A 25,324-nucleotide genomic window follows, 5' to 3' on the forward strand; every position below is an offset into this window, starting at 1 on the left:
TAGCTACCGGCTTTGCTTTTTTTTCAGCGCTGGCTTTTTTGGCCGGGCAGCGTCAGTCAGGCGTAGGCTAAACCCCAGCACCGCCCGGGAAGCGGTGTCCCGAAAAGTAACTTCCAGCAGCTCTGATGGGATTTGCAGACTGGAATCAGCCGCGAAAGAAAAGCTGTAGAATAGCCGAGAGCTGCCCCTGTCGCTCAGGCGTACCCCCAGTTTGTAAAGTTCGATGGCGGTGCCGCGCCCGGGCCGCTGCCCACTTTTCCAGAGCGGCCGGGCCGCCGCAGTAAACCGGGCGAGGCTGATGCCCTGCCGGACTTCCGGCGCCAATCGGCTGTAAGCGGACGAATAATTGGCGCGAAGCACGGCCCGTAGAAATTGTCCGGCCGCCTGCCCCTGGCTGAGCGCCGGGCTGGTTTCGGCGTCCTGCTGTGCCTTCCTCAGCCCACCACTAGCTGCTCCTGCAACCAAAAGCGCCAGTGCCAACAGGCTTGCCCTGGCATTGGCTAGCCACCGCATCTGCTTCCGGCCTGAGTGTGCTTGCATGGCCAAAAATAAGCGGGGGCGGCTGACCCGGACCAATGTCCGGGCCGCCGCCCCCGCTCCAGTCCCTGGTGGGCCCGGTTAGCTTGCGCAGGTTATTCGATTACCACGCGGCGCGTCACGTTCAGGTTCGTGCCGGTGAGGTGTAACACATACACCCCGGTAGCCAGGCCACGCGTCGAAATCTCGGCCTGATTGGCGCGGCCGGTACCCAGCTGCAATTGCTGCGAGTTCACCCGCTGCCCCAGGGCGTTGTACAAGTCCACCGAAGCCGTGCAGGTTGCGCCCACACCGGTCATTTGCACGCGCAGGGTATTGCCGTTGGCCACGGGGTTGGGCGCTACCGCCACGCTGTAGCCAGCGGTTTGCTCGCGGCTGGCCAGCCCGGTGGTTACCGTCACGGCCAGGGACGCGAGGTTGTTGGTTTCGTTGGCTTCGGCTACCACGTTCAGCGGGTCGGCCACAAACAGCACGTAATAAGCACCCGGCGTGGTGCTGGCCGGCACGGCGGCTACCAGCTGACGGTTGGCGCTTACCGTGGCTGCCAGCGAGGTACCGGCGCTGCTGCCCAGCAGCACGTCGCTGGCATCCAGCGTCTGGTTGGTCGAGAGGTAATAGCCCACAGCCGAACTGGCCGCCGAGCCACCGCCCTGGTTGGCCACGGTAGCGCTCAGCGACAGGTTGCCACCAGCGGGCACCGACGAAGGCGAAGCTCCAATCTGCGTCAGCAGCAGGTCAGGCAGAATCGTGGGAGCAGTTACGCAAGTCACGGCGGCATCGAAGCCCGAGGCCGTCACGCTGCCATCGCTCGTGAACACCAGCGTCAGGGCACCGGTCGAGTTGGTAGCCATAATGGGTAGCGACGGCATGGCCGTGAGCGTAGCCAGCAGCGGCGACTGCGCGTCCGGACCATCGTAAATCATCAAACGGTCGCAGCAGGATTCTACTGCAAACGAGTTGAACGAAAGCTGAATGCGGCTGTTAGCCGTGCCGGGGTTGATGGTCAGCGTGCCGTTGGCATTGTCCGAATAGTTGCCGAATCCGCCGTGGTCATACACCGTGGTGCTGCAGGTAGTTACGGTATTGGTGCCCGAGTAAGGCACAATGGTACCCGTGAAGGGGCCCGTTACCGTGAAGTAGTAATAGGCTACGTTGTTGGTTTCGTTGGTTTCCGTCACCACGTTCGTGGGGTCGGCTACCGCCAGCAGGTAGTAGTTGCCGGCAGTGGTACCCGTCGGGATGGTCACGTTGCCATACGAGGTCAACGACTGGTAAGCTCCAAGCTGGCCGCCAGTAGTTGTGCTCATCAGCACGTCGTTGGCATCCAGCGTCGAGTTTGTCGAGAGGTAATAGCCTACGTTGCTGCTCGGCGAGGACGTATTGCCCGCATTATAGACGTAGGAAGTAACCGCAACCGAAGTACCAGGTGCTACCGACGTAAGGTTCATGTACAGCTGCGTAATCTGCAGGTCGATGCTCGGCACAGTTACTTGGATGGTGGTGCTGGCCACGTTGTTGGTCTCGTTGGTTTCCGTCACGGCATTGGCCGGATCAGCCACAAATAGCACGTAGTAGTAGCCCGGGGCCGTTGCCGTCGGAATGGTAGCCGTAGCCGTCCGGTAAGCACTCAAACCAGCCGACAGCGAACCTCCGGCCACAGTGGTTAACAGCACGTCGCTGGCATCCAGGGTCGAGTTCGTCGACAGGTAGTAGCCGATGGTGCTGCTCGGCGACGACAACGAGCCCGTGTTGTAGATATACGAGGTCAGGCTCAGCGTTGCTCCCGTGCCAACGGTGTAAGGCGAGGCATACACCTGGCTCATCTGCAGGTCGATGCCCGGAGCCGTCACTACCAGAGTGGTGCTGGCTACGTTGTTGTTCTCGTTGGTTTCGGCCACCGCGTTGGTTGGGTCGGCCACAAACAGCACATAATACGTGCCCGAAGCCGTAGTTGCCGGCACCGTGATGGTCGAGTAAATGCTCAGGTAACCGCCGCCATACAAGGAGGTATTTGGCTGACTGCCCACCAGCACATCGTTCGTGCTGAACACGTTGTCCGTCGACAGGTAGAAGTTGATGTTCGCTGGGCTGGCGGCAGTATTGCCCAGGTTGTTGAGGTAGCATGAAGCGCTTACGCTCGCTCCCGCTGCCACTGAGGTCGGCGAAACGTAGGGGTACGTCACCGACAAGTCAATCGTCGGCGCAATTACCTGGATGGTGGTGTTGGCTACGTTGTTGGTCTCGTTGGTTTCCGTCACGGCATTGGCCGGGTCAGCCACAAACAGTACGTAGTAGTAGCCGGCGGCCGTACCCACTGGAACAGTAGCCGAAGCCGTCCGATACGAACTGGTACCAGCTGCCAGCTGGCTGCCAGTCACGGTATTCAGCAATACATCGTTGGCATCCAGCGTCGAGTTCGTCGAGAGGTAGTAGCCCACGGTGCTGCTCGGCGATGCAAGAGTACCCGTGTTGTAGATATACGAGCTCAGGCTTAGCGTGCCACCGGCTCCAATAGTGTAAGGCGAAGCATACGTCTGGCTCATTTGCAGGTCGATGCCCGGAGCCGTCACCTGCAGGGTGGTGCTGGCCACGTTGTTGTTCTCGTTGGTTTCCGTTACGGCATTAGCCGGGTCAGCCACAAACAGCAGGTAGTACGTGCCCGAAGCCGTAGCCGACGGCACTGTGATGGTCGAGTAAATGCTCAGGTAACCGCCGCCGTACAGCGAAGAATTCGTCTGGCTGCCCACCAGCACATCGTTCGTGCTGAAGGTATTGTCGGTCGACAGGTAAAAGCTGATATTCGCGGGGCTGGCCGAAGCGTTGCCCAGGTTATTGAGGTAGCACGAAGCGCTGGCGCTGCCCCCTGCCGCTACCGTCGTCGGCGAAACGTAGGGGTACGTCACTGACAGGTCAATCGTCGGCGCAATTACCTGGATGGTGGTGTTGGCTACGTTGTTGGTCTCGTTGGTTTCCGTCACCACGTTCGTGGGGTCGGCCACAAACAGCACGTAGTAGCTGCCTGCCGCCGTGCCCACCGGCACCGTCAGGTTGGCCGAGCGGTACGAAGACAAGTTAGCGGCCAACGAGCCGCCCGTTACGGTCGATAGCAGCACGTCGTTAGCGTCAAGCGTAGTATTGGTCGAGAGATAAAAACCCATCGTGCTGCTCGTAGCCGTCACGTTGCCTTGGTTGTATATCGATGCCGAAGCCTGCACCGTGCCGCCGGCCACGGTTGAGGTGTAGTACAGCGAAGGCTGTTGCACTATCAAATCCACACCGGGAGGCGCTACCGTAACGGCAACAGATGCCACGTTGTTCGTCTCGTTGGTTTCCGTTACTTGGCCCTGATAGTCGGCCACAAACAGAATGTAGTAGGTGCCTGGCGTCAGGCCCGTCGGAATTGCGGCCGTACCGTAGCGCGAAGATGAATACGTCGTTGTGAGGGAACCACCGTACTGCGAAGTCAGCAAAATATCGTTGGCATCCAACGTATTATTGGTCGAAATATAAAAACCAACGCTGCTGCTGGTAGCCGTGGCATTGCCCGTGTTCAGGATGTAGCAGCTCATGGATATCGGTGTGCCCACGGCCGTAGTCGTTGGCGTCACCGAAGGCTGCAGAATAGTCAGGTCAATGCTGGGTGCCGTTACCGTCACGTTCACCGAGGCCACGTTATTGTTTTCGTTGCTCTCAGTCACTTGGCTCAGGTAATCACCGGCAAACAGGATGTAGTAGCTGCCCGGGGCAGTCGTAGCCGGAATGGTAACCGAAGTATAGCGGCTGCTCGACAAGCCCGGGTTCAACGAGTAACCCGTCGAATTGCCTAGCAGCACGTCATTGGCATCCAGCGTGGCATCCGTCGAGAAATAATAGCCAACACTGCTGCTGCTGGCCACCCCGGCCCCGATGTTATAAATAGAGCAGCTCAGCGACACCGTATTGCCAGCCACCGTGCTCAGCGGGCTCACCGAAGCACCCTGCACGGCCAAATCGGCCAGCGGTACCGTCGTTACGCACGACACAGCCGCCTCAATGCCACTCAGGCTGTAGTAGTAGTCACTCTGGAGCACCACCGTCAGGCTGCCCGTTGCGTTGGTCGCATACACCGACGCCGGGGGCAGGTTGTAGTTGGTGTACTCGCCGATGAGCGGTGCCGAAGTCGAGCTGCCGTCATAAATCCGCACTACGTCGTAGTACGGGTCAATGTTGAACTGGCTGAATTGCAGGCGGATTTTATTGCCGGCCGTGGCGGGAATCAGCGTAGTGCCCCCGAGCGCGTTGGTCGAATAGGCCCCCGAAGCACCGCCATCGTCATAGAGTGTGCCCGCGCAGGTTGTTACGGTAGTAATGCCCGAAGTGGGCAGCAGGTAGGTCTGCGCATTCGCCAGTTGGCTCCAGAGCAGCACGGCCACCAATATGCACCAGCGCATAGGTGTCCGGAAAATCGCATTGTAGGATTGCTTCATGTGAAAAGGTTTAGGAATGAAAAAGGAATTAGTAGTAATGTCAGAAGTGGCGGGACAACAGATTTCGCACAACAATATTGTTATACCGTTGCGTTACCGAAATTTCCCGCTATTGATTCTCGCTTTGGGGCACCAGTACGAATACGTCCTCACCAGGGCGCTTCATCAGGTATTTTTCCCGCGCAAACTTTTCCAGCAACGCCGGCGAGCTCATCAGTTCGGCCCGTTCTTTTTTTACCACCTCAATGTTGTCGAGATAGTATTGCTTCTCGTTACGCAGTTCTTTCCACTTCTGGTAGATGTCGAACTGCTTGCCCACATCGTTGGCATCAAACACCAGCATCCAGACTAAAAAGCCCACGCCGGTCAGAAAATAGAAGCTGCGCACTACCCGAAGTATCGGGCTAACGAAGAAAGGTAGATTCATCGATATAAAGGTAATACAAACGGCCAATTCCGCTAATGCGAAATTGGCCGTTTGTGCTCTTAATCACTGAAATAATTACATCTTCTTACCGGGGAAGTAAGCCACCTCACCCAGTTCCTCCTCAATGCGGAGCAACTGGTTGTATTTAGCCATCCGGTCCGAGCGCGAAGCCGAGCCCGTCTTAATCTGACCGGTATTCAGAGCCACGGCCAGGTCGGCAATCGTGCTGTCCTCCGTCTCGCCCGAGCGGTGGCTCATCACCGACTTGTAACCGTTGCGGCGGCCCAGATTCACTGCGTTAATGGTTTCCGTGAGCGTACCAATCTGGTTCACCTTGATGAGAATGGCATTGGCGATGCCTTCATCAATGCCACGCTGCAAACGGTCCACATTGGTCACGAACAAGTCATCACCCACCAACTGAGTCTGCTTGCCCACGCGCTCCGTGAGGGATTTCCAGCCGCTCCAGTCGTCCTCGTCCATACCGTCCTCCAGGCTGATGATAGGGTATTTCTTCACCCAATCAGCCCAGTAGTCCACCATCTGGCTCGAAGTCAGCTTATCGCCGGTGCTCTTTTTGAAGTGGTACACTCCATCCTCGTAGAACTCCGAAACAGCCGCATCCATCGCAATGAACACATCCTCGCCCGGACGGTAGCCGGCCGTTTCAATGGCCTGCAACACAATTTTAATAGCGTCCTCGTTCGACTTAATATTCGGCGCAAAGCCGCCCTCGTCGCCCACGTTGGTGCTGAAGCCCTGCTTCTTCAGCACGTTCTTCAGGTGGTGGAAAATCTCCGTGCCCCAGCGCAGCGCTTCCGAGAAAGAAGAAGCACCCGTCGGCATAATCATGAATTCCTGGAAGTCAATCGAGTTGTCGGCATGTGAGCCACCGTTCAGGATGTTCATCATCGGCACCGGCAGCGTCGAAGCCCCTACACCACCGATGTAGCGGTACAGCGGCATCCCGGCATCCTGCGCTGCAGCGCGGGCGGCGGCCAGGCTCACACCCAGAATGGCATTAGCACCAAGGTTAGCCTTGTTGGGCGTGCCGTCCATCTCCAGCATAATCTTGTCGAGCAGCGCCTGCTCATACACTGAGAAGCCCACCAGTTCCTCCGCAATGCGCGAATTCACGTTCTCCACAGCCTTCAGCACGCCCTTGCCCATGTACATGGACTTGTCGTCATCGCGCAGCTCTACCGCTTCGTGCTTGCCCGTGCTGGCACCCGATGGAACCGCTGCGCGGCCTACCACACCTGAGTCGAGCGTTACATCAACTTCTACCGTCGGATTACCGCGGGAATCAAAAATCTGGCGAGCGTGAATTTGCGAGATGAAGCTCATAGCAAGTCGTTTTGTAAACAGTTAAATACGCTGCAAACGTACGCGAATCAGCCCGTATAAGCACGATTCCAACATTAAAAGAACGTTTTGCAGCCGCTTCAATGGTAACAACAATGGCTTGTGCTAACGATTGAATCTGCCTTGGCACGCAATACGGTTTGCTGCAATTGCCCAAATTTTTTCGCACAAAAAAAGGGATGCCCCTCTCGGAGCATCCCTTTTCATTTAGCAGCTTTAGCTACGAATTAAGCACCGGCTTCGTCAGCCTTGGCTTCAGCAGCCGGAGCAGCTTCTTCAGTTGCAGCAGGAGCAGCAGCAACTTCAGCTTTCACTTCAGTAGCCGAAGTAGCAGCATCGCCAGCAGCCTTCTTACCACCACGACGCGAACGACGGGTAGTGCCAGCAGCAGCCTTGTCCGAAGCAGCCTGCTTCGACTCAATCAGGGTCTCGTTGAAGTCCACCAGCTCGATGATGCACATCTCGGCGTTGTCGCCCAGACGGGTATCGCTCAGCTTCAGGATGCGGGTATAGCCACCGGGACGGGTAGCAATTTTGCCCGAAATGTTGCCAAACAGCTCCTTAATCGACTCTTTGTCTTGCAGCGCGGCGAACACCATACGACGCGAGTGCGTCGTGTCTTCCTTCGACTTGGTCAGCATCGGCTCTACGTACTTGCGGAGAGCTTTCGCCTTCGCCACGGTCGTGGTGATGCGCTTGTGCAGGATGAGCGACGAAGCCATGTTCGACAACATGGCGTGGCGGTGGGCGGTAGTCCGACCCAGATGGTTGATTTTTCTTCCGTGACGCATCGGTCGTTTGAAAAAATGTGTGCTTGCGGGCGGCGACCACGGCGGGCCTTAAGGCCTCATTAGAACCGCTGCCCCTGGGGCACACTGGTGAAATAGTAAATGGATAAAAAAAGAAGATGTGCTAACCCGCCGGACAAGTCCAGCCAATCAGCACATCTTTAATCGATATTCTAGTCTTCGTCCAGTCGATACTTGCCCAGGTCCATGCCGAACTCCAAACCACGCTCTTCAACGAGGTTTTCCAGCTCGGTAAGGCTCTTCTTGCCGAAGTTGCGGAACTTCATCATGTCGGCGATTTCGAGCTGCACCAATTCGCCCATCGTTTTGATGTCGGCAGCCTTGAGGCAGTTCTTGGCACGTACGCTGAGCTCCATGTCCTCCAGCGGAGTCTTGAGCATCTTGCGCATCTGCATGGTTTCCTCATCAATCGGCTCGTCTTCGGTCACGCGCGGACCTTCGAGGGTCATCGTGTTGTCCGAGAACAGCATGAAGTGCTGAATGAGGATGTTGGCCGCACCTTTCAGTGCTTCCTCCGGGTGAATCGAACCGTCGGTCTGAATCTCGATAACGAGCTTCTCGTAGTCCGTCTTCTGCTCCACGCGTGTGTTCTCGATGCTGTACTTCACGTTCTTGATGGGCGTGTAGATAGCATCGATGGCAATCTGACCGAAAACCTGGTCAGCCGGCTTGTTCTCGTCGGCGGGCACGTAGCCACGGCCACGGGCAATCGTCAGCTCCAACTCCAGCTCTACGCTGGGGTCGAGGTGGGCAATCACGTGGTCGGGGTTCAGTACTTCGAAACCGCTGGCGAACTTGGCAATATCAGCGCCCGAGAAGGTTTCCTGGCCTTTCACGCGCACCGTAATTTTATCCGAGATGGCGTCGCTCACTTTCTTGAAGCGGACCATCTTCAGGTTCAGGATGATTTCGGACATGTCCTCAATCACCCCTTCGATGGTCGAAAACTCGTGCAGCACGCTGCTGGTGCGCACCGACGTGATGGCGAAACCCTCCAGCGACGACAACAGAATGCGACGCAGCGCATTGCCGATGGTGACGCCGTAGCCCTTCTCGAGCGGCTTAAATTCAAACGTCCCGGTGAAGTCGTCGGATTTCTCCATCACCACTTTCTCCGGCATCTGAAAAGCTAAGATTGACATATGTGGGGCGTAAAAAATTTGAAAAAAATTGGTGAAGTATAAGCACAAGTGCGGCCCGACAAACTGCCGGGCCGCTACCAGTAGCGTTACTTACTTCGAATACAGTTCGACGATGAGCTGCTCGGTGATTTTCTCCGGAATCAGCTCACGGGCGGGAGCGTTGAGGAACTTGCCAGCCAACTCCTTGCCGTCCCACTCCAGCCACGAGAACTGGCGCGAGTTGCGAACCGACAGGCTCGTGGTGATGGCTTCCAGCGACTTCGACTTCTCGCGCACGGCCACGATGTCGCCGGGACGGAGGTGGTACGAAGGGATGTTCACCACTTCACCATTCACGGTGATGTGCTTGTGACCAACGAGCTGGCGAGCAGCGCGACGCGTCGAGGCAATGCCCAAACGGTACACAGCGTTGTCCAGACGGGCTTCCAGCAGGGCGAGCAGGTTGTCACCGGTAATGCCGGGGAGCGCTGCTGCTTTGTGGAACAGGTTTTCGAATTGCTTCTCCAACATGCCGTACATGTACTTCACCTTCTGCTTCTCCATCAGCTGGACAGCGTACTCCGACTGCTTCTTGCGACGGCCGCGGCCGTGCTGGCCCGGAGGATAGGCTTTCTTGTTGAGCGCTTTGCTCGGGCCGAAAATCGGCTCGTTGAAGCGACGGGCAATTTTTGAGGTAGGGCCGGTATAACGTGCCATTGTAATCTAATTTCTGAAGTGGAAAACTAAACGCGACGACGCTTGGGGGGGCGGCAGCCGTTGTGCGGCAGCGGCGTTACGTCGCGGATGGTGGTCACCTCAATGCCCACGTTGCCGAGGGCGCGGATGGCCGACTCACGGCCCGAGCCTGGACCTTTCACAAATACTTCGGCTTTGCGCATGCCCAGGTCGTGGGCCACTTTGCCGCAGTCGCTCATCGCCATTTGAGCGGCGTAGGGCGTGTTTTTCTTCGAACCACGGAAACCCATTTTGCCGGCCGAAGCCCACGAAATAACTTGACCGTTGTTGTTGGTAATGGAGATGATGATGTTGTTGAACGAGGCACGGATGTGTACCTGGCCCACCTGCTCCACCACGACAACGCGCTTCTTGGCTTTGTCTTTTCTTTTTTGTGCCATTTGGTTATCGCAAAAAATGCGGGAGGTGTTGGAGCTGACTGCGCGAGTAATTTACTCGCAACTGCCAGCTCCGATTCCCGTGTGAATTTATTTGGTTGCCTTCTTCTTGCCGGCCACCGTTTTGCGCTTGCCCTTGCGGGTACGCGAGTTGTTCTTGGTGCGCTGACCACGAACCGGCAGACCTTTGCGGTGACGCAGGCCACGGTAGCAGCCGATGTCCATCAAACGCTTGATGTTCGTCGTTACTTCCGAGCGCAGCACGCCCTCAGTCTTATGCTCGGCGGCAATGATGGCACGAACTGCACCCGACTCCTCGTCGGTCCAGTCCTTCACCTTCTTGTTGACGTCGACGCCAGCTTTTACCAGAATCTTGCTGGCGTTGCTCCGGCCAATGCCGAAAATGTAAGTCAGCGAAATTTCGCCGCGCTTGTTGTCCGGGATATCAACCCCTGCGATACGAGCCATTGTGTGTGGTTATGTGTTTGCGGACAGAAACCCGGCAACTACTTGGAAGGCGGGCCGAAGGCTAACAACCAACGACCCAGTACCCAAGGTTCCGGGGTTCTAAAAATTGAATTAACCCTGACGCTGCTTGAAGCGCGGGTTTTTCTTGTTGATGACGTAGAGCTTGCCATTACGGCGGACCAGTTTGCAGTCCACGCTACGCTTTTTCACCGAGGTTTTTACTTTCATGACCTGTGAAGGGAAACGGGTTTATTTATAACGATACTTAATCCGGCCCTTCGACAAGTCGTAGGGCGACATTTCCAGCTTCACCTTGTCGCCGGGCAGAATCTTGATGTAGTGCATCCGCATCTTGCCCGAAATGTGGGCAATCAGCTGGTGACCATTCTCCAGCTCCACGCGGAACATGGCGTTGGAGAGGGCTTCCAGGATGGTTCCGTCCTGCTCAATCGAGGCTTGTTTTGCCATAAGGGCTACTGCTGCAATGCTTTTTCGATGTATTCAAAGGAGGTGAGAATCTCCGCCTTTTCTTTTCTAACTACTACGGTATGCTCGAAGTGCGCCGAGGGCTTGCGGTCCCGGGTACGGATAGTCCAGCCATCCGCCTCCTGCACCACATCTTTCTTGCCCAGGTTTATCATCGGCTCAATGGCGATGACCAACCCCGTTTGCAAGAGCGGCCCGGAACCCCGCTTGCCATAGTTCGGCACATCGGGGCTTTCGTGAAGCTTCGCGCCAACTCCGTGGCCCACCAACTCGCGCACCACCCCGTAGCCCAATGGGCCCACATGGTTCTGGATAGCGTAGCTGATATCGCCCACGCGGTTGCCGCTCACGGCTTGTTCGATGCCTTTGTACAATGACGCTTTGGTTTCCTTCAGCAACGTCAGCACTTCCGGCGCCACCTCCCCGATTGGGTAGGTGTAAGCACTATCTGAATGAAAACCATTCAGGAAAACCCCGCAGTCCACCGATAGCACGTCGCCACTTTTCAGCGGCTCGTCGGTGGCGAACCCGTGCACCACCACCGAATTCGGCGAGAGACACAGGCTGTAGGGAAACTTATTGTAGCCTTTGAAGGACGGTACCCCGCCGTTGTCCCGGATGAATTCCTCCGCGCGCTTATCGAGCTGCCGCGTCGTCACTCCTTCCTTCACCATGCTCGCGACTTCGCCGTGAGCTTTAGCCAGCAGTTGGGCGCTGGCCCGGATGAGGTCAATCTCTTCTTCGGTTTTGTATTGAATCGGACCTTTTGCCATTGCGCTAATTACGAGGCGATGGAAATGGGCTGGGCCGTGCGACCGCGCAGCTTACCCGATTTCATCATGCCGTCGTAGTGCTGCATCAACAAGTAGCTCTGCACCTGGTTCACCGTGTCGAGCACCACACCCACCATGATGATGAGCGACGTGCCGCCATAGAAAGCCGAGAACGGACGGGTTACGCCCAGCAACAGCGCCAGCGCAGGGAATATGGCGATGAGAGCCAGCGCCACGGCACCCGGCAGGGTGATGCGCGTCAGGATTTCATCGATGTATTCCGAAGTATCGCGGCCGGGTTTCACACCGGGCACGAAACCACCGCTCCGCTTCAGGTCATCGGCAATCTGGTTAGGATTGACGCTGATGGCCGTGTAGAAGTAGGTGAAGATGATAATCAGCAGGCCGAAAGTCAGGTTGTACTGCCACGAAGTGTAGTCCGAAAACTTCACGCCGATGTAGCTGGCGGTATCACTCTGGTTCTGCCATACCGACGCCACGATGGCGGGCACAAACATCAGCGACTGCGCGAAGATGATGGGCATTACGCCGGCCGCATTCACCTTGAGGGGAATGAACTGACGCTGGGCGTCCAGCTGCGTAGTGCCACCTACTTGCTTAGCGTACTGCACCGCGATACGGCGAACCGCCTGCGTGAGCACGATAACGGCCATTACTACGAGGAACAACACCACCATTTCCAGCAGGAAGATGAGGGACTTGTTCACGCCTTTAGCAGCCGCTTCGCCGATGATGGCACCCGGAAGACGCGACACGATGCCAATCATGATAATCATGGAGATACCGTTGCCGATGCCTTTGTCCGTGATTTTCTCCCCCAGCCACATGCAGAACAACGTGCCGGCCGTGATGATAATCATGGTCGAGACGGTGAAGAACGTGCCGGGATTGATGATGGCCTCAGCGTTAATCGTGGCGATGAAGCCAACCGATTGGGCCAATACAATCGGAATCGTGAGAACCCGGGTGTACTGGTTAATTTTCTTACGTCCCGACTCGCCTTCCTTCTGGAGTTTCTGGAAGTAGGGCACGGCGATGGTGAGCAGCTGCAACACAATCGACGCCGAGATGTACGGCATGATGCCCAGCGCGAAGATGGACGCGTGGCTGAATGCGCCGCCGAGCAGCGTATCCAGAATGCCAAACAAGCCTTGGGCGCCGGTCTTGAGTTGCGTGGGGTCAACGCCCGGCAACACCACGTAAACGCCTAGGCGATAGATGGCAATGAAGAAAAGCGTATTGAGGATTCGCGTACGCAAATCCTCAATCGCAAAAATGTTTTTTATCGACTCGATAAACTTATTCATTGCCGAAGGTAGCTATTAGAGCGTTACCGCTTTGCCGCCAGCTTTCTCGATGGCTTCAACAGCCGATTTCGAGAAGGCGTGAGCATGAACTTCCACAGCAGTGGCGATTTCGCCGCGGCCGAGAACTTTGATTTTGGCGTTTTTCGAAACCAGACCGGCGGCCACGAAGTAAGCGGCATCTAGGGTGGTGGCGCTGTTCTTCTCGAGGAGGCCAGCGAGCACATCGAGGTTGATGGCTTTGTACTCGACGCGGTTGATGTTCGTGAAGCCGAACTTAGGCACACGGCGCTGGAGGGGCATCTGGCCACCTTCAAAGCCGGACTTGCGCTTGTAGCCCGAACGCGACTTGGCGCCTTTGTGACCACGGGTCGACGTGCCACCGCGCGTGGAGCCTTCGCCCCGGCCAATCCGCTTCTCGTTTTTAGTCGAGCCGTAGGCGGGCGATAGATTGCTGAGATTAAGCATGACGATAATAGTCTTACAGTTCGGTTACTTGGAGCAGGTGCTGCACGCTCTTCACCATGCCCAGGATGGACGGGTTCGATTCGTGGGTAGCGGTGCTGTTGAGTTTGTTCAGGCCGAGGGACTGAACGGTGCGCTTCTGACGCTCGGGGCGGTCAATGGCGCTGCGCACGAGCTTTACTTGAATTTGTGCCATGTCAATTAACCGTTAAAAACGCGGGCCAAAGAAATACCACGGGCTTGAGCGATTTGCAACGGGTCGCGCATTTTGGCGAGGGCTGCAAACGTCGCTTTCACCACGTTATGAGGGTTCGACGAGCCTTTCGACTTCGCCAGCACATCCTTGATACCGGCGCTCTCGAACACGGCGCGCATAGCACCACCGGCGATTACACCCGTACCGGCAGCGGCCGGCTGGATGAGCACGAAACCACCGCCGTAGCGGCCTTCCATGAGGTGAGGAACGGTGTGCTTGTACATCGGCACTTTCACCACGTTCTTCTTAGCGTCGTCAATGCCTTTGGCAATGGCGTCGGTTACTTCGTTGGCTTTGCCGAGGCCGTAGCCTACGTTGCCGTTGCCGTCGCCTACTACCACGATGGCAGAGAAGCTAAAGCGGCGACCGCCTTTCACCACCTTCGCAACGCGGTTGATGGCTACTACTTTTTCTTTGAAGTCGGAGTCAGCACCCATGCGGGAGTTGTCCTTGTTCCGGTCGCGGTCGTTGCTGCGCTGACGGTCTCCGCCAGGACGATTGTTGTCGCGTTCTTGCGCCATGATAGTTTAGAAATTGAGGCCGCCTTCGCGAGCACCTTCAGCCAATGATTTTACGCGACCGTGGTAGAGGTAACCCGAGCGGTCGAACACCACTTTCGTGATGCCTTTCTCCAAGGCAACCGCGGCTACCTGACGGCCTACGGCAGCGGCCAGGGCCACGCCATTGCCACCTTCGGCGGTTACTTTTTTCGACGTAGCGGCAGCCAGCGTGCGGCCGGTCGTGTCGTCGATAATCTGAGCATAAATGCCCGTGTTGCTGCGGAACACCGACAGGCGCGGACGCTCCGTGGTACCGGACACTTTCGTGCGGATGATGCGCTGAATCCGCTTGCGGCGAGTTGCTTTATCAAATGCCATGATGCGAACTTATTTAGAGGCCGTTTTACCAGCTTTGCGACGGATAATCTCGCCCACGAAGCGCACACCTTTGCCTTTGTAGGGCTCCACTTTGCGCAGCGAACGAATTTTGGCGGCCACCTGGCCCAGCAGCTGATTGTCGATGCTGTTCAGCGTCACAATCGGGTTCTTACCCTTTTCGGTTACGGCGGTAGCGGATACTTCGCCGGGGAGGGCGATGTACACGTTGTGCGAGTAGCCGAGGGCCAGTTCCAGCGTGCTGCCCACGAGCGAGGCTTTGTAACCTACGCCTACGAGCTCGAGTTTCTTCTCGAAACCAGCGCTAACACCGGTCACCATGTTGTTGATGAGCGAGCGGTAGAGGCCGTGCATGGCCTTGTGGCGCTTCTGCTCGGTGGGACGGGTTACGGTGAGGGTACCGTCTTCGATGGCTACGGTGATGTCGCGGTCTACTTGCGTAGTGAGCGAGCCTTTGGGGCCTTTCACCGTCACCGCGTTGTTGTTGTCGACCGAAATAGCGACCCCGGCGGGGACGGAAATCGGCAGTTTACCAATACGTGACATAATTGAATTTGCTAAAGCGGTTCCGGACTAGTACACGTAGCACAGCACCTCGCCGCCCACGTTCTCGGTTTTGCACTCTTTCTCCGTCATCACGCCTTTCGAGGTCGAGATGATGGCCACACCCAGGCCGCTGAGGACGCGGGGCAGGTTGTCGGCGGCCACGTACTGACGCAAGCCGGGCGTCGAAACGCGCTGCAGCTTGGTGATGGCGGGAGCCTTCGTGGTGGGGTTGTACTTCAGGGCGATTTTGATGGTGCCCTGAACCGACGAATCATCAAAACGGTACGACTGGATGTACCCTTTGTGGTACAGCACTTTCGTGATTTCCTTTTTGATGTTGCTGGCCGGGATTTCTACCACCCGGTGGTTCGCCTTGATGGCGTTGCGTACCCGGGTCAGGTAGTCGGCAATGGGGTCAGTGTTCATTATTTATTAAATACGTCCGCTTTTTTCGGAGCGCAAAGATAAGAAAATTTCGCCGGGTGCCCAACGGGACCAACGAAATTTCGGTTAAGACTACTTGGCACGTCCGGCGACGGTCCGGCCAATGGTTTCTTTTGGCAACCTGCCAAATGGTTTTGAGGCAAGCCTCAGGTTTTGGGAGTGCAAAGGTAGCAGGCTTACAGGGCTTTTGCAAGAGCAGTGCGAAAATTCCTGCTCTATGCTAGCTGCTATATTGGAGAACAGAGCTGAATCTAGCTATTAGCTGATGGAACGGAACAGCCGGCTCCACCGGATTTTGTGCAGGAAGTCGGCGTTTGGGTCAAGAGAAAGCCAGACGAAGATGGCCTTGCCCACAATGTGGTCTTCGGGCACGAAACCCCAGAAGCGCGAGTCCTCGGAGTTGTGGCGGTTGTCGCCCATCATGAAGTAATAGTTCTGCTTAACGGTGTAGCGGGTGAGCGGCTGGCCATTTTGCTGAATCATGCCATCCTTCCAGCTAATGACCTGGTTGTGCTCGTACTGCGACACGATTTTGTAGTAGACTGCCGCGTTAGCCGGCGTGAGGGTGATGGTCTGGCCTTTCTTCGGCACGGGCAGCGGGCCGTACTGGTCGAGCTGCCAATGGTTGGGCGCGGCACTAGCGGCGGTGGAGACATCGAAGTCAGCCGCATCAGGGAATAGCTGGACCTCGTAGGGCAGCACGGTCAAAGACTTCACGTAAGGCTGCTGGCGGAAGTAGCTGGCCACCGTGGCGGGGCAGCTAATGACGAAGCCCGACTGCCCGGTGGCCGGGTCGGTCACGACTTGGGGAATGCCATCGGGTTCGCGGTAATCGAACACACCGTGCTCGCGCAGGGCCTGGCGGATTTCATCGTTGGGCGCGGGCACGGCCATGAAGTAGGTGGTCTGGGGCTGGCCGGCGACCGCGCCCGGCTGGCCGTTGAGGAACACCTGGCCGTTGCGGATTTCCAGCGTATCGCCGGCTACCGCGATGCAGCGCTTGATGAGGTTGGTGCGCAGGTCGGCGGGGCGCTGCGGCTCGTGCGGCACATGGAAGACCACGATATCGTTGCGCTGCACCGAGCTGAACCCCGGGAAGCGGTGGGTGGGCAGCTGAATAAGGTTGGAATAGCTTTGTGGGCCTTTTTCCCAGAGGGTTCGGTGCGTTAGGGGCACCTGCAAGGGCGTTTGGGGCGTGATGGGGCCGTAGTGCAGCTTGCTCACGAACAGGTAATCGCCCACCAGCAGAGTGCCCTCCATGCTTTCGGAGGGAATGGTGTAGGCTTCCACCGCCGACCAGCGCAGCAGCGTGGCGGCCACCACCGCAAAAATCAGCGAGTCGGCCCACTCCCGGGTTTTGGTTTTGGGCGGCGTGGATTTGATAGGTGGCTTGCGGCGGATGAACGGCATGGGTTGCAGATTATGAATCACGGATTCGTTCTCAACGCTACTCTAGATATTATAGTACGTGTTAACGAATCACTAACTGCTCCCAAAACTTTCCTTCTTACGCCTTTCCCTTATTCATCACTTACTGCTCCTAGCAACGGGAAAAGCTGGGAGTAGCGTAAGCTACCGCTTGGTCGCTTATAGCAGGGCCGGGCAGAAACAGTCGTTGCTTGTTTAAACGCCGTCAACGACAGCTAAATGGCATCCTGGCCTGGTAAGCTAAGCAGACTTGCGGCACGTCGCGCCACGGTTCTAACACTGGCAACCTCTGAGCCGGTGATGGTCAGGTGGCCCATCTTGCGGCCGGGACGGGCCTTCTCCTTACCGTAGAGGTGCAAATGTGTGCCCGGCAGGCGCAGCACGCCGCGCCAGTCTGGCTCCTGCGGTTGGCCATTGGCATCGAACCACACATCGCCCAGCAGATTGAGCATGATGGCCGGGGAATGCTGGCGCGGCTGCGGCAAAGGCAGACCCGCCATGGCGTGCACCTGCAGGTCGAACTGCGACGCGTCACAGGCATCCAGGGTGTAGTGGCCACTGTTGTGCGGGCGCGGTGCCATTTCGTTCACTATTAGCCCGCCATCCTTGCTGCCGTCCGCCACCACAAAAAATTCGACGCACAGCACCCCCACGTATCCGAGATGCTGCGCGATGGAAACGGAGGCCTCACGGGCCCGGCCGGCCAAAGCCGGTGGCATATTGCCTGCGTAGGCGTGCGTCACGGCCAGAATGCCTCCGACGTGCACGTTGCGCTGCGGGGCAAAACTGACGACCTGCCCGTCCCAGCCGCGCGCCACCAGCACCGAGCATTCGGCGGTGAGCGGCAACATCTTTTCCAGCACGCAGGCTACGCCACCCAGCTCCGCCCAAGCGGCAGCCAACTCCCCGACGGTCCCGACCCGAACCTGGCCTTTGCCATCGTAGCCAAGGCGCGCAGTTTTTAGAATACCGGGCAGCAAATCGGCCGGCACGGCCTGCAATTGGGCCAGCGTCTCAATTACGGCATAGGGCGCGCAGCTTACGCCCGACAGGCTGGCGCAGGCCACGAAGTGGGCTTTTTCCTCAATACGGTTTTGAGCAATGCCAACCACGGCCGCGCCGGGCGCCACGGGGCGGGTTTGCGCCAGCGTTTGCAGAGCTTGGGCCGGCACGTTCTCGAACTCGGTGGTAATGGCCTGGCACAAATGGGCTAGCTGCGCCAGCCCGGCCGGGTCGTCGTAGGCGGTTCGAATGTGGTGGTGGCTCACCAGCCCGGCCGGGCTTTGCGGGTCGGGCTCGAGCACGGCGGTGAAGTAGCCCAGGCGCTGGGCGGCGTGCACAAACATGCGGCCCAGCTGGCCGCCCCCTAGCACGCCCAGGGTGGCCCGCTGGCCGGCCGCGTCCGTGCTGCCCGGATAAATTGGGGTCATAGCGGCAACACAATTTTCGACGCTCATACGGGCAGTGTCATAGCGCGGGCGGCTTCGGTTTGTTCGGCGCGAAACACCTGCAGCTTGGTTGCCAAGTCCGGGTTGTGCAGGGCCAGCAGGCTCACGGCGAACAGCGCGGCATTGGCCGCCCCGGCCGTACCGATGGCAAACGTGGCCACTGGTATTCCTTTCGGCATCTGCACGATGCTGTGCAGCGAGTCCACACCTTGCAAATGGCGGCTGGCTACGGGCACGCCCAGCACGGGCACGGTCGTTTTAGCGGCCAGCATGCCCGGCAGGTGGGCCGCCCCGCCCGCCCCGGCAATGATAGCCTGCAAGCCACGTGGCCCGGCTTGTTCGGCGTAGGCAAACAAGTCATCGGGCATGCGGTGGGCCGATACTACGCGCGCTTCGTGCGCCACGCCAAACTGCGTGAGAATCTGCACGGCGTGCTGCATGGTATCCCAGTCGCTGCTGGAGCCCATCACCACGCCGATAAGCGGCTGGTCGGGGGCGATGCCGGGGCTGGAAGTATCGCTTGTGAAGAAGGTATCCATATTCAATTATGCTTTTTCAGGTAACGTCATGCGGCGCGGCATGCCGCCTGGCCGCCTTTTTATTTTTCGGACAGCTCGGCGAGCGGTTCGCGCTCCAGCAGGATTTCCGTGCCCAACACCACCAGGTCGACCCGGCCCTTCAGCGTCTGGTCGATGAAAGGCGTATTCTGGGACTTGGATTTCATGAAGTCCTTGGTAAAAGTGGTTTCCACTTCAGTATCGAACAAAACGCAGTCGGCAGCTTGGCCGACTGCGATAGTGGGAACCGGCAGGCCCATCAGGCGGCGGGGCTCGGCCGAGTAGCGCTTCACCACCACGTCCCACCCAAATTTGCCGGGCTCGACGAAATGGTGATAGAGCGACACCAGCGCCGTATCGAGGCCAGTGATGCCGTTGGGCGCGCTGATGAAATCCTGGGCTTTCTCGAACGGCGTGTGCGGCGCGTGGTCGGTGGAAATGATGTCGAAGACACCCTCGACGAGGCCTTCGAGCAGGGCATCGCAGTCGGCCTGTGTGCGCAGCGGCGGGTTCATCTTATAGTTGGTATCGTAGTCGCCGATGTGCTCGTCGGTGAACATGAGGTGGTGCGGAGTCACTTCCGCCGTCACCCGCACGTCGCCGCGCGACTTCCACCAGCGGATGGTTTCCATGCCCAGCTTGCTCGATACGTGCTGGATGTGCACATGCGCGCCCGCCGCGTGGGCCAGCCGAATGTCGCGGTCAATAATGATTTCCTCCGCGCAGGCCGGCGAGCCCTTGATGCCGAGCCGGTAGCTCATCACCCCTTCGTTGAGGGCGCGCGGCCCGGCCAGTTCCGGCACCTCGCAGTGGCTGGCGAAAAACATCCCAAACTCGGTGGCGTACTGCATCGCCCGCAGCAGCACCGCCGGGTCGGCCGTGGTGTCGCCGTCGTCGGTGAGCATTTTCACGCCCAGCCCGTGCATGCCCTCAATCTCGGCTAGTTCCTTGCCCTCGCGGTTCTTTGTTACGCAGCCGGAGGTATACACCGGAATGCGAGACCGGTGCGTGGCGTTTTCCAGCACGGTGGCCACGGCGGTGGCCGAGTCGAGGGCCGGGCGGGTGTTGGGCATCATCACCACGCCGGTCACGCCGCCGTTGATGGCGGCCTCGCTGCCCGTGGTAATGGTTTCCTTGTTCTCGAAGCCAGGGGCACGGAAATGAACGTGGGCATCAAACATGCCGGGCATCAGCACCCGGCTGCGGGCATCGATGACGCGGGAACCCTTGGGAATGGCCAGTTTGGGGCCGATTTTTTCAATGATTCCTTCGACAATCAGGACATCGCTCTCAACGAGCTTGGGGGAGTTTTCGGTGGCGATGCGGGCGTTTTGAAGGAGCAGCATGGAGGAAGAAGGGCGGTGAACCGGCAAAAGGTGGGGAATATTCTGGTTGGTAAAAATGAGCGTCATGTTGAGCGCCCAATTAAGATTGTCATTTAGGGCACAACTACCTCGGAGCTGGCGCGCTGCGGGGCCACGTACGATTCCTGCTTCGGAAAATCGCCGCCCGGCGTGAGCCAATCAAGCACCGCCATGCGAACGGAAATGCCGTTTTCGACCTGGTTGGTAATAAGGCTGCGCTCGTAGTCCATCACGGCATCGCACAGCTCGACGCCCCGGTTCACGGGGCCGGGGTGCATGATGTAGAGGCCGCGGTCGCCGATTTCGGCCAGCCGGGCCGTGGTGATGCCGTAAACGCGGTGGTACTCGCGCACGCTGGGGAAAAACTGCACGTCCTGGCGCTCCAGTTGCACGCGCAGCAGGTACACCACGTCGGGCGCCCAGGCCATGGCCGCCTCGTAATCCGTGAAGCGCCGGATGCTAGCCGGCACATACTTAGGCACCAGCGAGCCCGGCCCCAGATACGCCACTTCAACCCCCAGCTTTTGCAGCAGCGTGCTAGTAGAGCGCGCCACGCGCGAGTGCAGAATGTCGCCGATGATGAGGACCTTCTTGCCCCGGGGGTCGGGAAACTTCTCCCGGATGGTGAAGGCATCGAGCAGGGCCTGGGTGGGGTGCTCGTGGGCCCCGTCGCCAGCATTGATGACCGAAGCCGTGGTCTGGCGGGCAATCATGCCGGGCAGGCCGGGATGACTATGGCGCACGACGATGTAGTCGGTGCGCATGGCCTGCAGCGTTTCAATGGTTTCGCGCACTGACTCGCCTTTAGTAATGGAGGAGTTGGCCACATCGAAGTTTGTGACCTCCGCCGAAAGGCGCTTGGCCGCCACCTCGAAGGAAGAATGCGTGCGGGTGCTGGCCTCGTAGAACAGCATGAGCACGGACTTGCCTTCCAGCGCGGGAATCTTCTTTACCGAGTGGCTGAACAGCTTTTTAAAGGACGTGGATTGGTCGAGCAAAAACTCGATTTCCTCCCGGTGCAGGGAGGCGATGTCGAGCAGGTCTTTACGTGCCATACCGGAGCGGGGAAAATAAGTACGTGGTCAGTTTACGAATCGGAGGTTTTGCTCTGCTTGTTCAACAATACCCAACGCTATGGGCACAAAAAAACCGTTTCGGAATCCGAAACGGTGGCGGGGCAAAACCAGGAAAAAACAACGGAAATACCAGCGGCAAAATCGGGAGAACCGATAACAGCAACGACCTCTCGGGTCATTCGCGGTTCGCTGCCGGGCAAGGTTCCGCGCTTCATCAACAAGGTTTTTGGTTGAAGCATGGGGCAAAAATACGGCATTGTTACGCCCGGCAACTCATCGATAATATTAAATTTCTTTCATACCGATTCTCTCAACTTTGATTTTCGACCTAACAGGCTAAGCGAAGCCCTTTTTGCCGGTCTTTTCGTCTCGCAAAAAAATGCGGCCCTCGCAAGCAATTGCCCAGCCAGCTCCTTCCCGCCTAACTTTAGCGCTTTATTGCAGTGTCGAGCATGCCGCTTGCCTCCTGTTGGCACCCGCGCGGGCCACAGCTTAGCCCCGCACCAGACTCCGGTTTATCCGGCTCACCAACGCCGGACCTTCGTAAATAAAGCCGGTATAAAGCTGGACCAGCGTAGCTCCGGCCGCCAGCTTCTCCTGCGCATCGGCGGCCGAATGGATGCCGCCCGCACCAATAATCGGCAAGCCGCCGTCGGATTTGCGGTGCAGGTAGCGGATGACTTCGGTGGCCCGCGCCCGTAGCGGCCGGCCACTCAGCCCGCCCGCGCCCAGACTGGCCACGTAGCTAGGTTCTGTCGTCAGGTCGGCGCGACTGATAGTGGTGTTGGTAGCCACCAAGCCGCTAAGCTGCGTTTCGCGGGCAATTTTCAGAATATCGTCGAGCTGCGAATCGGTGAGGTCGGGTGCTATTTTGAGGAGCAGCGGGCGCGGCGAGGTGCGGGCCTGGTTACGGGTCTGCACCCGCTGCAGGATTTCAATCAGCGGCTTCTTCTCCTGCAGCTCACGCAGGCCCGGCGTATTGGGCGAGCTCACGTTCACCACAAAGTAGTCGACCACTTCGGCCAGTGCCTCGAAACAGGCCACGTAGTCCTCGGCGGCGCGCTCATTGGGCGTGTCTTTATTCTTGCCGATGTTGCCGCCGATGAGGAGCTGGCGGTTGCGCCGCCGGGCCAGCCGGGCCGCCACTACGGCCGCCCCGTCGTTGTTGAAACCCATGCGGTTCACCAACGCCTCGTCCTGCGGCAGCCGAAACAGGCGCGGTTGCGGGTTGCCGGGCTGCGGTCGGGGCGTCACCGTCCCAATCTCCACGAAGCCGAAGCCCAGCGTGGCCAGTTCATCAGTCAGAGCCGCGTTCTTGTCGAACCCCGCCGCCAGCCCCACCGGATTGGGAAATTTCAGCCCAAAAACCTCGCGCTCCAAACTAGGATGCTGGAAGTCATATAGGGCCCGCAGCAGCGCCGGCGTGCCCGGCACCCGCGCCGCGCGCCGCAGGTTATTGAAAACCAAATGGTGAGCACGCTCGGCGTCAAGATTGAAGAGGACGGGTTTGACAAGGGCTTTATACACGGGCAGCAGATTCAAATGGCTGGTAAAGGTCGGGGAAGAAGCCCTGCCAAACCAGGCGTAGGCCCGGAATAATGTTTATGAAATTTCTCCGGCTTTGCTGAATCAACCCCGAAAGGCCAATGCGCGACAGTGTTGCGAAAACTCCAACATCTTGCCTGCCCCTCTCCCACCCGCCCGGCGCGCATCTGGAGAAACTTAGAGGGGCTGGGGGCTCAGCAGGTGCTGCTGATTAAACAGAAACAGGGTTGCCCCGAATATTGAGGCAACCCTGTTTCATTGACATTGGCGAAGATTAAAGCCCTTTCCCAATACGCCTTACGCTATACTGAACAGCGAATGGCTTTCCCATTACATATTCCCTTGTAACCTCCACTCCGGCTTCTTCATCAAGCCACTTATTGGTTTTGGGCATATTTCGGCAGCTTTTCAGCTTACTATTCCATTGAGCTTCTTTCTCAGTTCCTCGCTGGCAAGTGAATACAAGTGAAGTCAGCCGGTCAATTCCTATGAAGCAAAGTAGAAGGTCTGAACGGCCATCTTTGGTTTGAAATTTTTCGCAAATATTCTCGTCACCAGCTAGTCCCTCTGGGATAATGTAGCCATTATGCTTCCAAACTCCGCTTTCAACAAGTCCATTGCACATAGATGCAAACGGGGTACCCAATTGCCACCTCTTGTAGGCTAAACTATCTGCTTGCGGTAAAGCGGGCAACTTCCTATCTGGACCGAATACTTGCGCCGTTGCGGTATGGGCACAAAAAAACATTGCCCAACACGCCAAGCAACAATAGATGATGCAGTGGCGCATTGAGCAATGCTTTAGGAATTGGTATTGACTACCAGCTCGACTTGGTCACGCCAGGAATCTTCCCGGCGAGGGCCATTTCGCGGAAACGCACGCGGCTGATGCCAAACTTGCGCATGTAGCCGCGGGGGCGGCCGTCAATCATGTCGCGGTTGTGCAGGCGCACGGGCGAAGCGTTTTTGGGCAGCTTGTCGAGACCTTCATAGTCGCCGGCAGCTTTCAGAGCCTTGCGCTTCTCAGCGTAGCGGGCCACGGTGGCAATGCGCTTGCGCTCCCGTGCTTTGATGGATTCTTTAGCCATGAGTTCGGAAGATTAAGCGTCTTTTTTAGCGTTGGCGAAAGGCATACCGAACGCTTTCAGCAGCTCGTAGCTCTGCTCGTCGTTCTCGGCGGTGGTCACGAACGTGATGTCCATGCCCGAGATGCCTTTGATTTTGTCAATCGAGATTTCGGGGAAGATGATTTGCTCCTTCACGCCGAGCGTGTAGTTGCCACGACCATCGAAACCCTTGTCGTTGATGCCTTTGAAGTCACGTACGCGGGGCAGGGCCACCGTCAAGAGGCGGTCCATGAACTCGTACATTTTCTCGCCGCGCAGCGTCACTTTCGCACCGATGGGCATGCCTTCGCGGAGCTTAAAGTTCGACACCGATTTCTTGGCGATGGTGGCAATGGCTTTCTGGCCGGTGATAACCGTCAGTTCTTCCACGCCGTTGTCGACCAATTTCTTGTCGGCTACCGCCGCGCCAATGCCGCGGTTGATGCAGATTTTGGTAATACGGGGTACCTGCATGATGCTCTTGAACTGGAATTTCTCCTGGAGCGCGGGTACAACGTCTTTTTTATAAATGTCTTTGAGACGGGCCATGATGGTGGGGGCTGCTTAAGCCGTTTTGGCAGAGGCACGCTTGGCTTTGGCAGGGGCAGCCGGAGCTGCGGCCGCTGCGGCGCCTTTGCGCACCCGCTCACCGGTGGTGGGGTTGATAGCCTGCACGTTGCTCACGTGCATGGGCGCCTCCATCTTGGTGATGCCGCCCTGGGGCGATTTGGCGCTCGGCTTGTTGTGTTTCGTCACCAGGTTAAGTCCCTCCACGGTTACGCGCTGGGTTACCCGGTTTACCGACTTAATCACGCCGGTTTTGCCCTTTTCGTCGCCTGCAATCACCTTCACGGTATCGCCCGACTTTACGTGCAGTTGCACGGGGTCTGCTTTCTTGATAGCCATGGCTTAGAGTACTTCGGGGGCTAGGGATACGATTTTCATGAACTGACGCTCACGCAGCTCGCGGGCCACGGGGCCGAAGATGCGCGTGCCGCGGGGCTCGTCGTTGTTGTTGAGCAACACGGCGGCGTTGTCGTCGAAGCGGATGTACGAACCGTCTTTGCGGCGCACTTCCTTCTTCACACGTACCACTACGGCCTTGCTCACGGTGCCTTTCTTGGCGTTGCCCGAAGGGATAGCCGACTTGATGGCCACCACAATCTTGTCGCCAACGCTGGCGTATTTCTTGCCCGTGCCACCCAAAACGCGGATGCAGAGGACTTCCTTGGCGCCGCTGTTGTCGGCCACCGTCAGGCGGGATTCTTGCTGTATCATCGGTT

The 25,324-nt window shown here is 57.9% G+C and carries 31 protein-coding genes; 1 reads left to right on the plus strand and 30 read right to left on the minus strand.

Annotated elements, in window-relative coordinates:
• Positions 1-3: 3 nt before the first annotated feature.
• The 24 genes from ACYVM5_RS03905 to ACYVM5_RS04020 all read right to left on the minus strand — a co-directional run bounded on the left by ACYVM5_RS03905 (position 4) and on the right by ACYVM5_RS04020 (position 21,369).
• Complete coding sequence (locus tag ACYVM5_RS03905) at positions 4-540, minus strand: hypothetical protein (RefSeq protein WP_460616870.1); 537 nt, start codon at positions 538-540, stop codon at positions 4-6.
• A gap of 92 nt (positions 541-632) precedes the next feature.
• Complete coding sequence (locus ACYVM5_RS03910) at positions 633-5,003, minus strand: CARDB domain-containing protein (RefSeq protein ID WP_460616871.1); 4,371 nt, start codon at positions 5,001-5,003, stop codon at positions 633-635.
• A gap of 109 nt (positions 5,004-5,112) precedes the next feature.
• Positions 5,113-5,430 carry an FtsB family cell division protein gene (locus tag ACYVM5_RS03915; protein ID WP_460616872.1) on the minus strand — a complete coding sequence of 106 codons (318 nt, stop codon included), beginning with the start codon at positions 5,428-5,430 and terminating at the stop codon, positions 5,113-5,115.
• Positions 5,431-5,505: 75 nt separating this feature from the next.
• A complete protein-coding gene (eno, locus tag ACYVM5_RS03920) occupies positions 5,506-6,777 on the minus strand; it encodes a phosphopyruvate hydratase (protein ID WP_460616873.1) in 1,272 nt (423 codons plus the stop codon).
• Between the two features lie 245 nt (positions 6,778-7,022).
• Entirely contained in the window at positions 7,023-7,586 is a 564-nt protein-coding gene (rplQ, locus tag ACYVM5_RS03925) for a 50S ribosomal protein L17 (RefSeq protein ID WP_460616874.1), read from the minus strand.
• Between the two features lie 170 nt (positions 7,587-7,756).
• Positions 7,757-8,746, minus strand: a complete 990-nt coding sequence (locus tag ACYVM5_RS03930) for a DNA-directed RNA polymerase subunit alpha (RefSeq protein WP_460616875.1) — start codon at positions 8,744-8,746, stop codon at positions 7,757-7,759.
• A gap of 90 nt (positions 8,747-8,836) precedes the next feature.
• A complete protein-coding gene (rpsD, locus tag ACYVM5_RS03935; protein ID WP_196291021.1) occupies positions 8,837-9,442 on the minus strand; it encodes a 30S ribosomal protein S4 in 606 nt (201 codons plus the stop codon).
• Positions 9,443-9,468: 26 nt separating this feature from the next.
• Complete coding sequence (rpsK, locus tag ACYVM5_RS03940) at positions 9,469-9,861, minus strand: 30S ribosomal protein S11 (RefSeq protein WP_035567868.1); 393 nt, start codon at positions 9,859-9,861, stop codon at positions 9,469-9,471.
• A gap of 87 nt (positions 9,862-9,948) precedes the next feature.
• Entirely contained in the window at positions 9,949-10,326 is a 378-nt protein-coding gene (rpsM, locus tag ACYVM5_RS03945; RefSeq protein ID WP_196291020.1) for a 30S ribosomal protein S13, read from the minus strand.
• Between the two features lie 111 nt (positions 10,327-10,437).
• On the minus strand, positions 10,438-10,554 hold the full coding sequence (gene rpmJ, locus ACYVM5_RS03950) for a 50S ribosomal protein L36 (RefSeq protein WP_046246595.1): 117 nt from the start codon (positions 10,552-10,554) through the stop codon (positions 10,438-10,440).
• Between the two features lie 21 nt (positions 10,555-10,575).
• Positions 10,576-10,794, minus strand: coding sequence for a translation initiation factor IF-1 (infA, locus tag ACYVM5_RS03955; protein WP_035567874.1), 219 nt, complete (start codon positions 10,792-10,794; stop codon positions 10,576-10,578).
• 5 nt (positions 10,795-10,799) lie between these two features.
• The gene (gene map, locus ACYVM5_RS03960) at positions 10,800-11,585 is read right to left on the minus strand and encodes a type I methionyl aminopeptidase (protein ID WP_460616876.1); all 786 of its coding nucleotides are present in this window, start codon (positions 11,583-11,585) and stop codon (positions 10,800-10,802) included.
• 8 nt (positions 11,586-11,593) lie between these two features.
• On the minus strand, positions 11,594-12,913 hold the full coding sequence (gene secY, locus ACYVM5_RS03965; RefSeq protein ID WP_198067464.1) for a preprotein translocase subunit SecY: 1,320 nt from the start codon (positions 12,911-12,913) through the stop codon (positions 11,594-11,596).
• A gap of 15 nt (positions 12,914-12,928) precedes the next feature.
• Positions 12,929-13,378 (minus strand): 50S ribosomal protein L15, encoded by a 450-nt coding sequence (gene rplO / locus ACYVM5_RS03970; protein ID WP_196291018.1) that lies wholly within the window; start codon positions 13,376-13,378, stop codon positions 12,929-12,931.
• Positions 13,379-13,391: 13 nt separating this feature from the next.
• A complete protein-coding gene (rpmD, locus tag ACYVM5_RS03975) occupies positions 13,392-13,571 on the minus strand; it encodes a 50S ribosomal protein L30 (RefSeq protein ID WP_190925707.1) in 180 nt (59 codons plus the stop codon).
• Between the two features lie 5 nt (positions 13,572-13,576).
• Positions 13,577-14,068: a 30S ribosomal protein S5 gene (gene rpsE / locus ACYVM5_RS03980; protein WP_035567955.1), complete on the minus strand. Its 492-nt coding sequence runs from the start codon at positions 14,066-14,068 to the stop codon at positions 13,577-13,579.
• Positions 14,069-14,158: 90 nt separating this feature from the next.
• The gene (gene rplR / locus ACYVM5_RS03985; protein ID WP_196291017.1) at positions 14,159-14,509 is read right to left on the minus strand and encodes a 50S ribosomal protein L18; all 351 of its coding nucleotides are present in this window, start codon (positions 14,507-14,509) and stop codon (positions 14,159-14,161) included.
• Positions 14,510-14,518: 9 nt separating this feature from the next.
• Positions 14,519-15,073, minus strand: coding sequence for a 50S ribosomal protein L6 (rplF, locus tag ACYVM5_RS03990; protein ID WP_201985281.1), 555 nt, complete (start codon positions 15,071-15,073; stop codon positions 14,519-14,521).
• A 27-nt stretch (positions 15,074-15,100) separates the two neighbouring features.
• A complete protein-coding gene (gene rpsH, locus ACYVM5_RS03995) occupies positions 15,101-15,499 on the minus strand; it encodes a 30S ribosomal protein S8 (protein ID WP_068191741.1) in 399 nt (132 codons plus the stop codon).
• Between the two features lie 276 nt (positions 15,500-15,775).
• Positions 15,776-16,927, minus strand: a complete 1,152-nt coding sequence (gene lepB, locus ACYVM5_RS04000; protein WP_460616877.1) for a S26 family signal peptidase — start codon at positions 16,925-16,927, stop codon at positions 15,776-15,778.
• Between the two features lie 233 nt (positions 16,928-17,160).
• Complete coding sequence (locus ACYVM5_RS04005) at positions 17,161-18,375, minus strand: 5-(carboxyamino)imidazole ribonucleotide synthase (RefSeq protein WP_460616878.1); 1,215 nt, start codon at positions 18,373-18,375, stop codon at positions 17,161-17,163.
• A gap of 23 nt (positions 18,376-18,398) precedes the next feature.
• Positions 18,399-18,932: a 5-(carboxyamino)imidazole ribonucleotide mutase gene (purE, locus tag ACYVM5_RS04010; RefSeq protein WP_460616879.1), complete on the minus strand. Its 534-nt coding sequence runs from the start codon at positions 18,930-18,932 to the stop codon at positions 18,399-18,401.
• Positions 18,933-18,991: 59 nt separating this feature from the next.
• The gene (locus ACYVM5_RS04015) at positions 18,992-20,296 is read right to left on the minus strand and encodes a dihydroorotase (protein WP_460616880.1); all 1,305 of its coding nucleotides are present in this window, start codon (positions 20,294-20,296) and stop codon (positions 18,992-18,994) included.
• Positions 20,297-20,388: 92 nt separating this feature from the next.
• Positions 20,389-21,369 carry an aspartate/ornithine carbamoyltransferase family protein gene (locus ACYVM5_RS04020; RefSeq protein ID WP_460616881.1) on the minus strand — a complete coding sequence of 327 codons (981 nt, stop codon included), beginning with the start codon at positions 21,367-21,369 and terminating at the stop codon, positions 20,389-20,391.
• Between the two features lie 57 nt (positions 21,370-21,426).
• Between ACYVM5_RS04020 and ACYVM5_RS04025 the strand changes: the two genes are divergently transcribed.
• Complete coding sequence (locus ACYVM5_RS04025; RefSeq protein WP_460616882.1) at positions 21,427-21,624, plus strand: hypothetical protein; 198 nt, start codon at positions 21,427-21,429, stop codon at positions 21,622-21,624.
• A gap of 258 nt (positions 21,625-21,882) precedes the next feature.
• Here ACYVM5_RS04025 and ACYVM5_RS04030 read toward each other — a convergent pair whose 3' ends face one another.
• From ACYVM5_RS04030 to rplN, 6 genes are all read right to left on the minus strand, one after another.
• Positions 21,883-22,917 (minus strand): quinone-dependent dihydroorotate dehydrogenase, encoded by a 1,035-nt coding sequence (locus ACYVM5_RS04030; RefSeq protein ID WP_460616883.1) that lies wholly within the window; start codon positions 22,915-22,917, stop codon positions 21,883-21,885.
• Between the two features lie 292 nt (positions 22,918-23,209).
• On the minus strand, positions 23,210-23,725 hold the full coding sequence (locus tag ACYVM5_RS04035) for a hypothetical protein (protein WP_460616884.1): 516 nt from the start codon (positions 23,723-23,725) through the stop codon (positions 23,210-23,212).
• Positions 23,726-23,753: 28 nt separating this feature from the next.
• Positions 23,754-24,023, minus strand: coding sequence for a 30S ribosomal protein S14 (gene rpsN, locus ACYVM5_RS04040; protein ID WP_035567891.1), 270 nt, complete (start codon positions 24,021-24,023; stop codon positions 23,754-23,756).
• Between the two features lie 12 nt (positions 24,024-24,035).
• The gene (rplE, locus tag ACYVM5_RS04045; protein ID WP_201985298.1) at positions 24,036-24,590 is read right to left on the minus strand and encodes a 50S ribosomal protein L5; all 555 of its coding nucleotides are present in this window, start codon (positions 24,588-24,590) and stop codon (positions 24,036-24,038) included.
• Between the two features lie 15 nt (positions 24,591-24,605).
• Positions 24,606-24,947 (minus strand): 50S ribosomal protein L24, encoded by a 342-nt coding sequence (rplX, locus tag ACYVM5_RS04050; protein WP_460616885.1) that lies wholly within the window; start codon positions 24,945-24,947, stop codon positions 24,606-24,608.
• 3 nt (positions 24,948-24,950) lie between these two features.
• On the minus strand, positions 24,951-25,319 hold the full coding sequence (rplN, locus tag ACYVM5_RS04055) for a 50S ribosomal protein L14 (protein ID WP_035567895.1): 369 nt from the start codon (positions 25,317-25,319) through the stop codon (positions 24,951-24,953).
• Positions 25,320-25,324 lie beyond the last annotated feature (5 nt).

The organism is Hymenobacter ruber (assembly GCF_054783255.1).

Coding starts and splice junctions, on each gene's coding strand:
- ACYVM5_RS03905 (WP_460616870.1), bottom strand. CDS start 540: ATGCAAGCACACTCAGGCCGGAAGCAGATGCGGTGGCTAGCCAATGCC.
- ACYVM5_RS03910 (WP_460616871.1), bottom strand. CDS start 5,003: ATGAAGCAATCCTACAATGCGATTTTCCGGACACCTATGCGCTGGTGC.
- ACYVM5_RS03915 (WP_460616872.1), bottom strand. CDS start 5,430: ATGAATCTACCTTTCTTCGTTAGCCCGATACTTCGGGTAGTGCGCAGC.
- eno (WP_460616873.1), bottom strand. CDS start 6,777: ATGAGCTTCATCTCGCAAATTCACGCTCGCCAGATTTTTGATTCCCGC.
- rplQ (WP_460616874.1), bottom strand. CDS start 7,586: ATGCGTCACGGAAGAAAAATCAACCATCTGGGTCGGACTACCGCCCAC.
- ACYVM5_RS03930 (WP_460616875.1), bottom strand. CDS start 8,746: ATGTCAATCTTAGCTTTTCAGATGCCGGAGAAAGTGGTGATGGAGAAA.
- rpsD (WP_196291021.1), bottom strand. CDS start 9,442: ATGGCACGTTATACCGGCCCTACCTCAAAAATTGCCCGTCGCTTCAAC.
- rpsK (WP_035567868.1), bottom strand. CDS start 9,861: ATGGCACAAAAAAGAAAAGACAAAGCCAAGAAGCGCGTTGTCGTGGTG.
- rpsM (WP_196291020.1), bottom strand. CDS start 10,326: ATGGCTCGTATCGCAGGGGTTGATATCCCGGACAACAAGCGCGGCGAA.
- rpmJ (WP_046246595.1), bottom strand. CDS start 10,554: ATGAAAGTAAAAACCTCGGTGAAAAAGCGTAGCGTGGACTGCAAACTG.
- infA (WP_035567874.1), bottom strand. CDS start 10,794: ATGGCAAAACAAGCCTCGATTGAGCAGGACGGAACCATCCTGGAAGCC.
- map (WP_460616876.1), bottom strand. CDS start 11,585: ATGGCAAAAGGTCCGATTCAATACAAAACCGAAGAAGAGATTGACCTC.
- secY (WP_198067464.1), bottom strand. CDS start 12,913: ATGAATAAGTTTATCGAGTCGATAAAAAACATTTTTGCGATTGAGGAT.
- rplO (WP_196291018.1), bottom strand. CDS start 13,378: ATGCTTAATCTCAGCAATCTATCGCCCGCCTACGGCTCGACTAAAAAC.
- rpmD (WP_190925707.1), bottom strand. CDS start 13,571: ATGGCACAAATTCAAGTAAAGCTCGTGCGCAGCGCCATTGACCGCCCC.
- rpsE (WP_035567955.1), bottom strand. CDS start 14,068: ATGGGTGCTGACTCCGACTTCAAAGAAAAAGTAGTAGCCATCAACCGC.
- rplR (WP_196291017.1), bottom strand. CDS start 14,509: ATGGCATTTGATAAAGCAACTCGCCGCAAGCGGATTCAGCGCATCATC.
- rplF (WP_201985281.1), bottom strand. CDS start 15,073: ATGTCACGTATTGGTAAACTGCCGATTTCCGTCCCCGCCGGGGTCGCT.
- rpsH (WP_068191741.1), bottom strand. CDS start 15,499: ATGAACACTGACCCCATTGCCGACTACCTGACCCGGGTACGCAACGCC.
- lepB (WP_460616877.1), bottom strand. CDS start 16,927: ATGCCGTTCATCCGCCGCAAGCCACCTATCAAATCCACGCCGCCCAAA.
- ACYVM5_RS04005 (WP_460616878.1), bottom strand. CDS start 18,375: ATGACCCCAATTTATCCGGGCAGCACGGACGCGGCCGGCCAGCGGGCC.
- purE (WP_460616879.1), bottom strand. CDS start 18,932: ATGGATACCTTCTTCACAAGCGATACTTCCAGCCCCGGCATCGCCCCC.
- ACYVM5_RS04015 (WP_460616880.1), bottom strand. CDS start 20,296: ATGCTGCTCCTTCAAAACGCCCGCATCGCCACCGAAAACTCCCCCAAG.
- ACYVM5_RS04020 (WP_460616881.1), bottom strand. CDS start 21,369: ATGGCACGTAAAGACCTGCTCGACATCGCCTCCCTGCACCGGGAGGAA.
- ACYVM5_RS04035 (WP_460616884.1), bottom strand. CDS start 23,725: ATGCGCCACTGCATCATCTATTGTTGCTTGGCGTGTTGGGCAATGTTT.
- rpsN (WP_035567891.1), bottom strand. CDS start 24,023: ATGGCTAAAGAATCCATCAAAGCACGGGAGCGCAAGCGCATTGCCACC.
- rplE (WP_201985298.1), bottom strand. CDS start 24,590: ATGGCCCGTCTCAAAGACATTTATAAAAAAGACGTTGTACCCGCGCTC.
- rplX (WP_460616885.1), bottom strand. CDS start 24,947: ATGGCTATCAAGAAAGCAGACCCCGTGCAACTGCACGTAAAGTCGGGC.
- rplN (WP_035567895.1), bottom strand. CDS start 25,319: ATGATACAGCAAGAATCCCGCCTGACGGTGGCCGACAACAGCGGCGCC.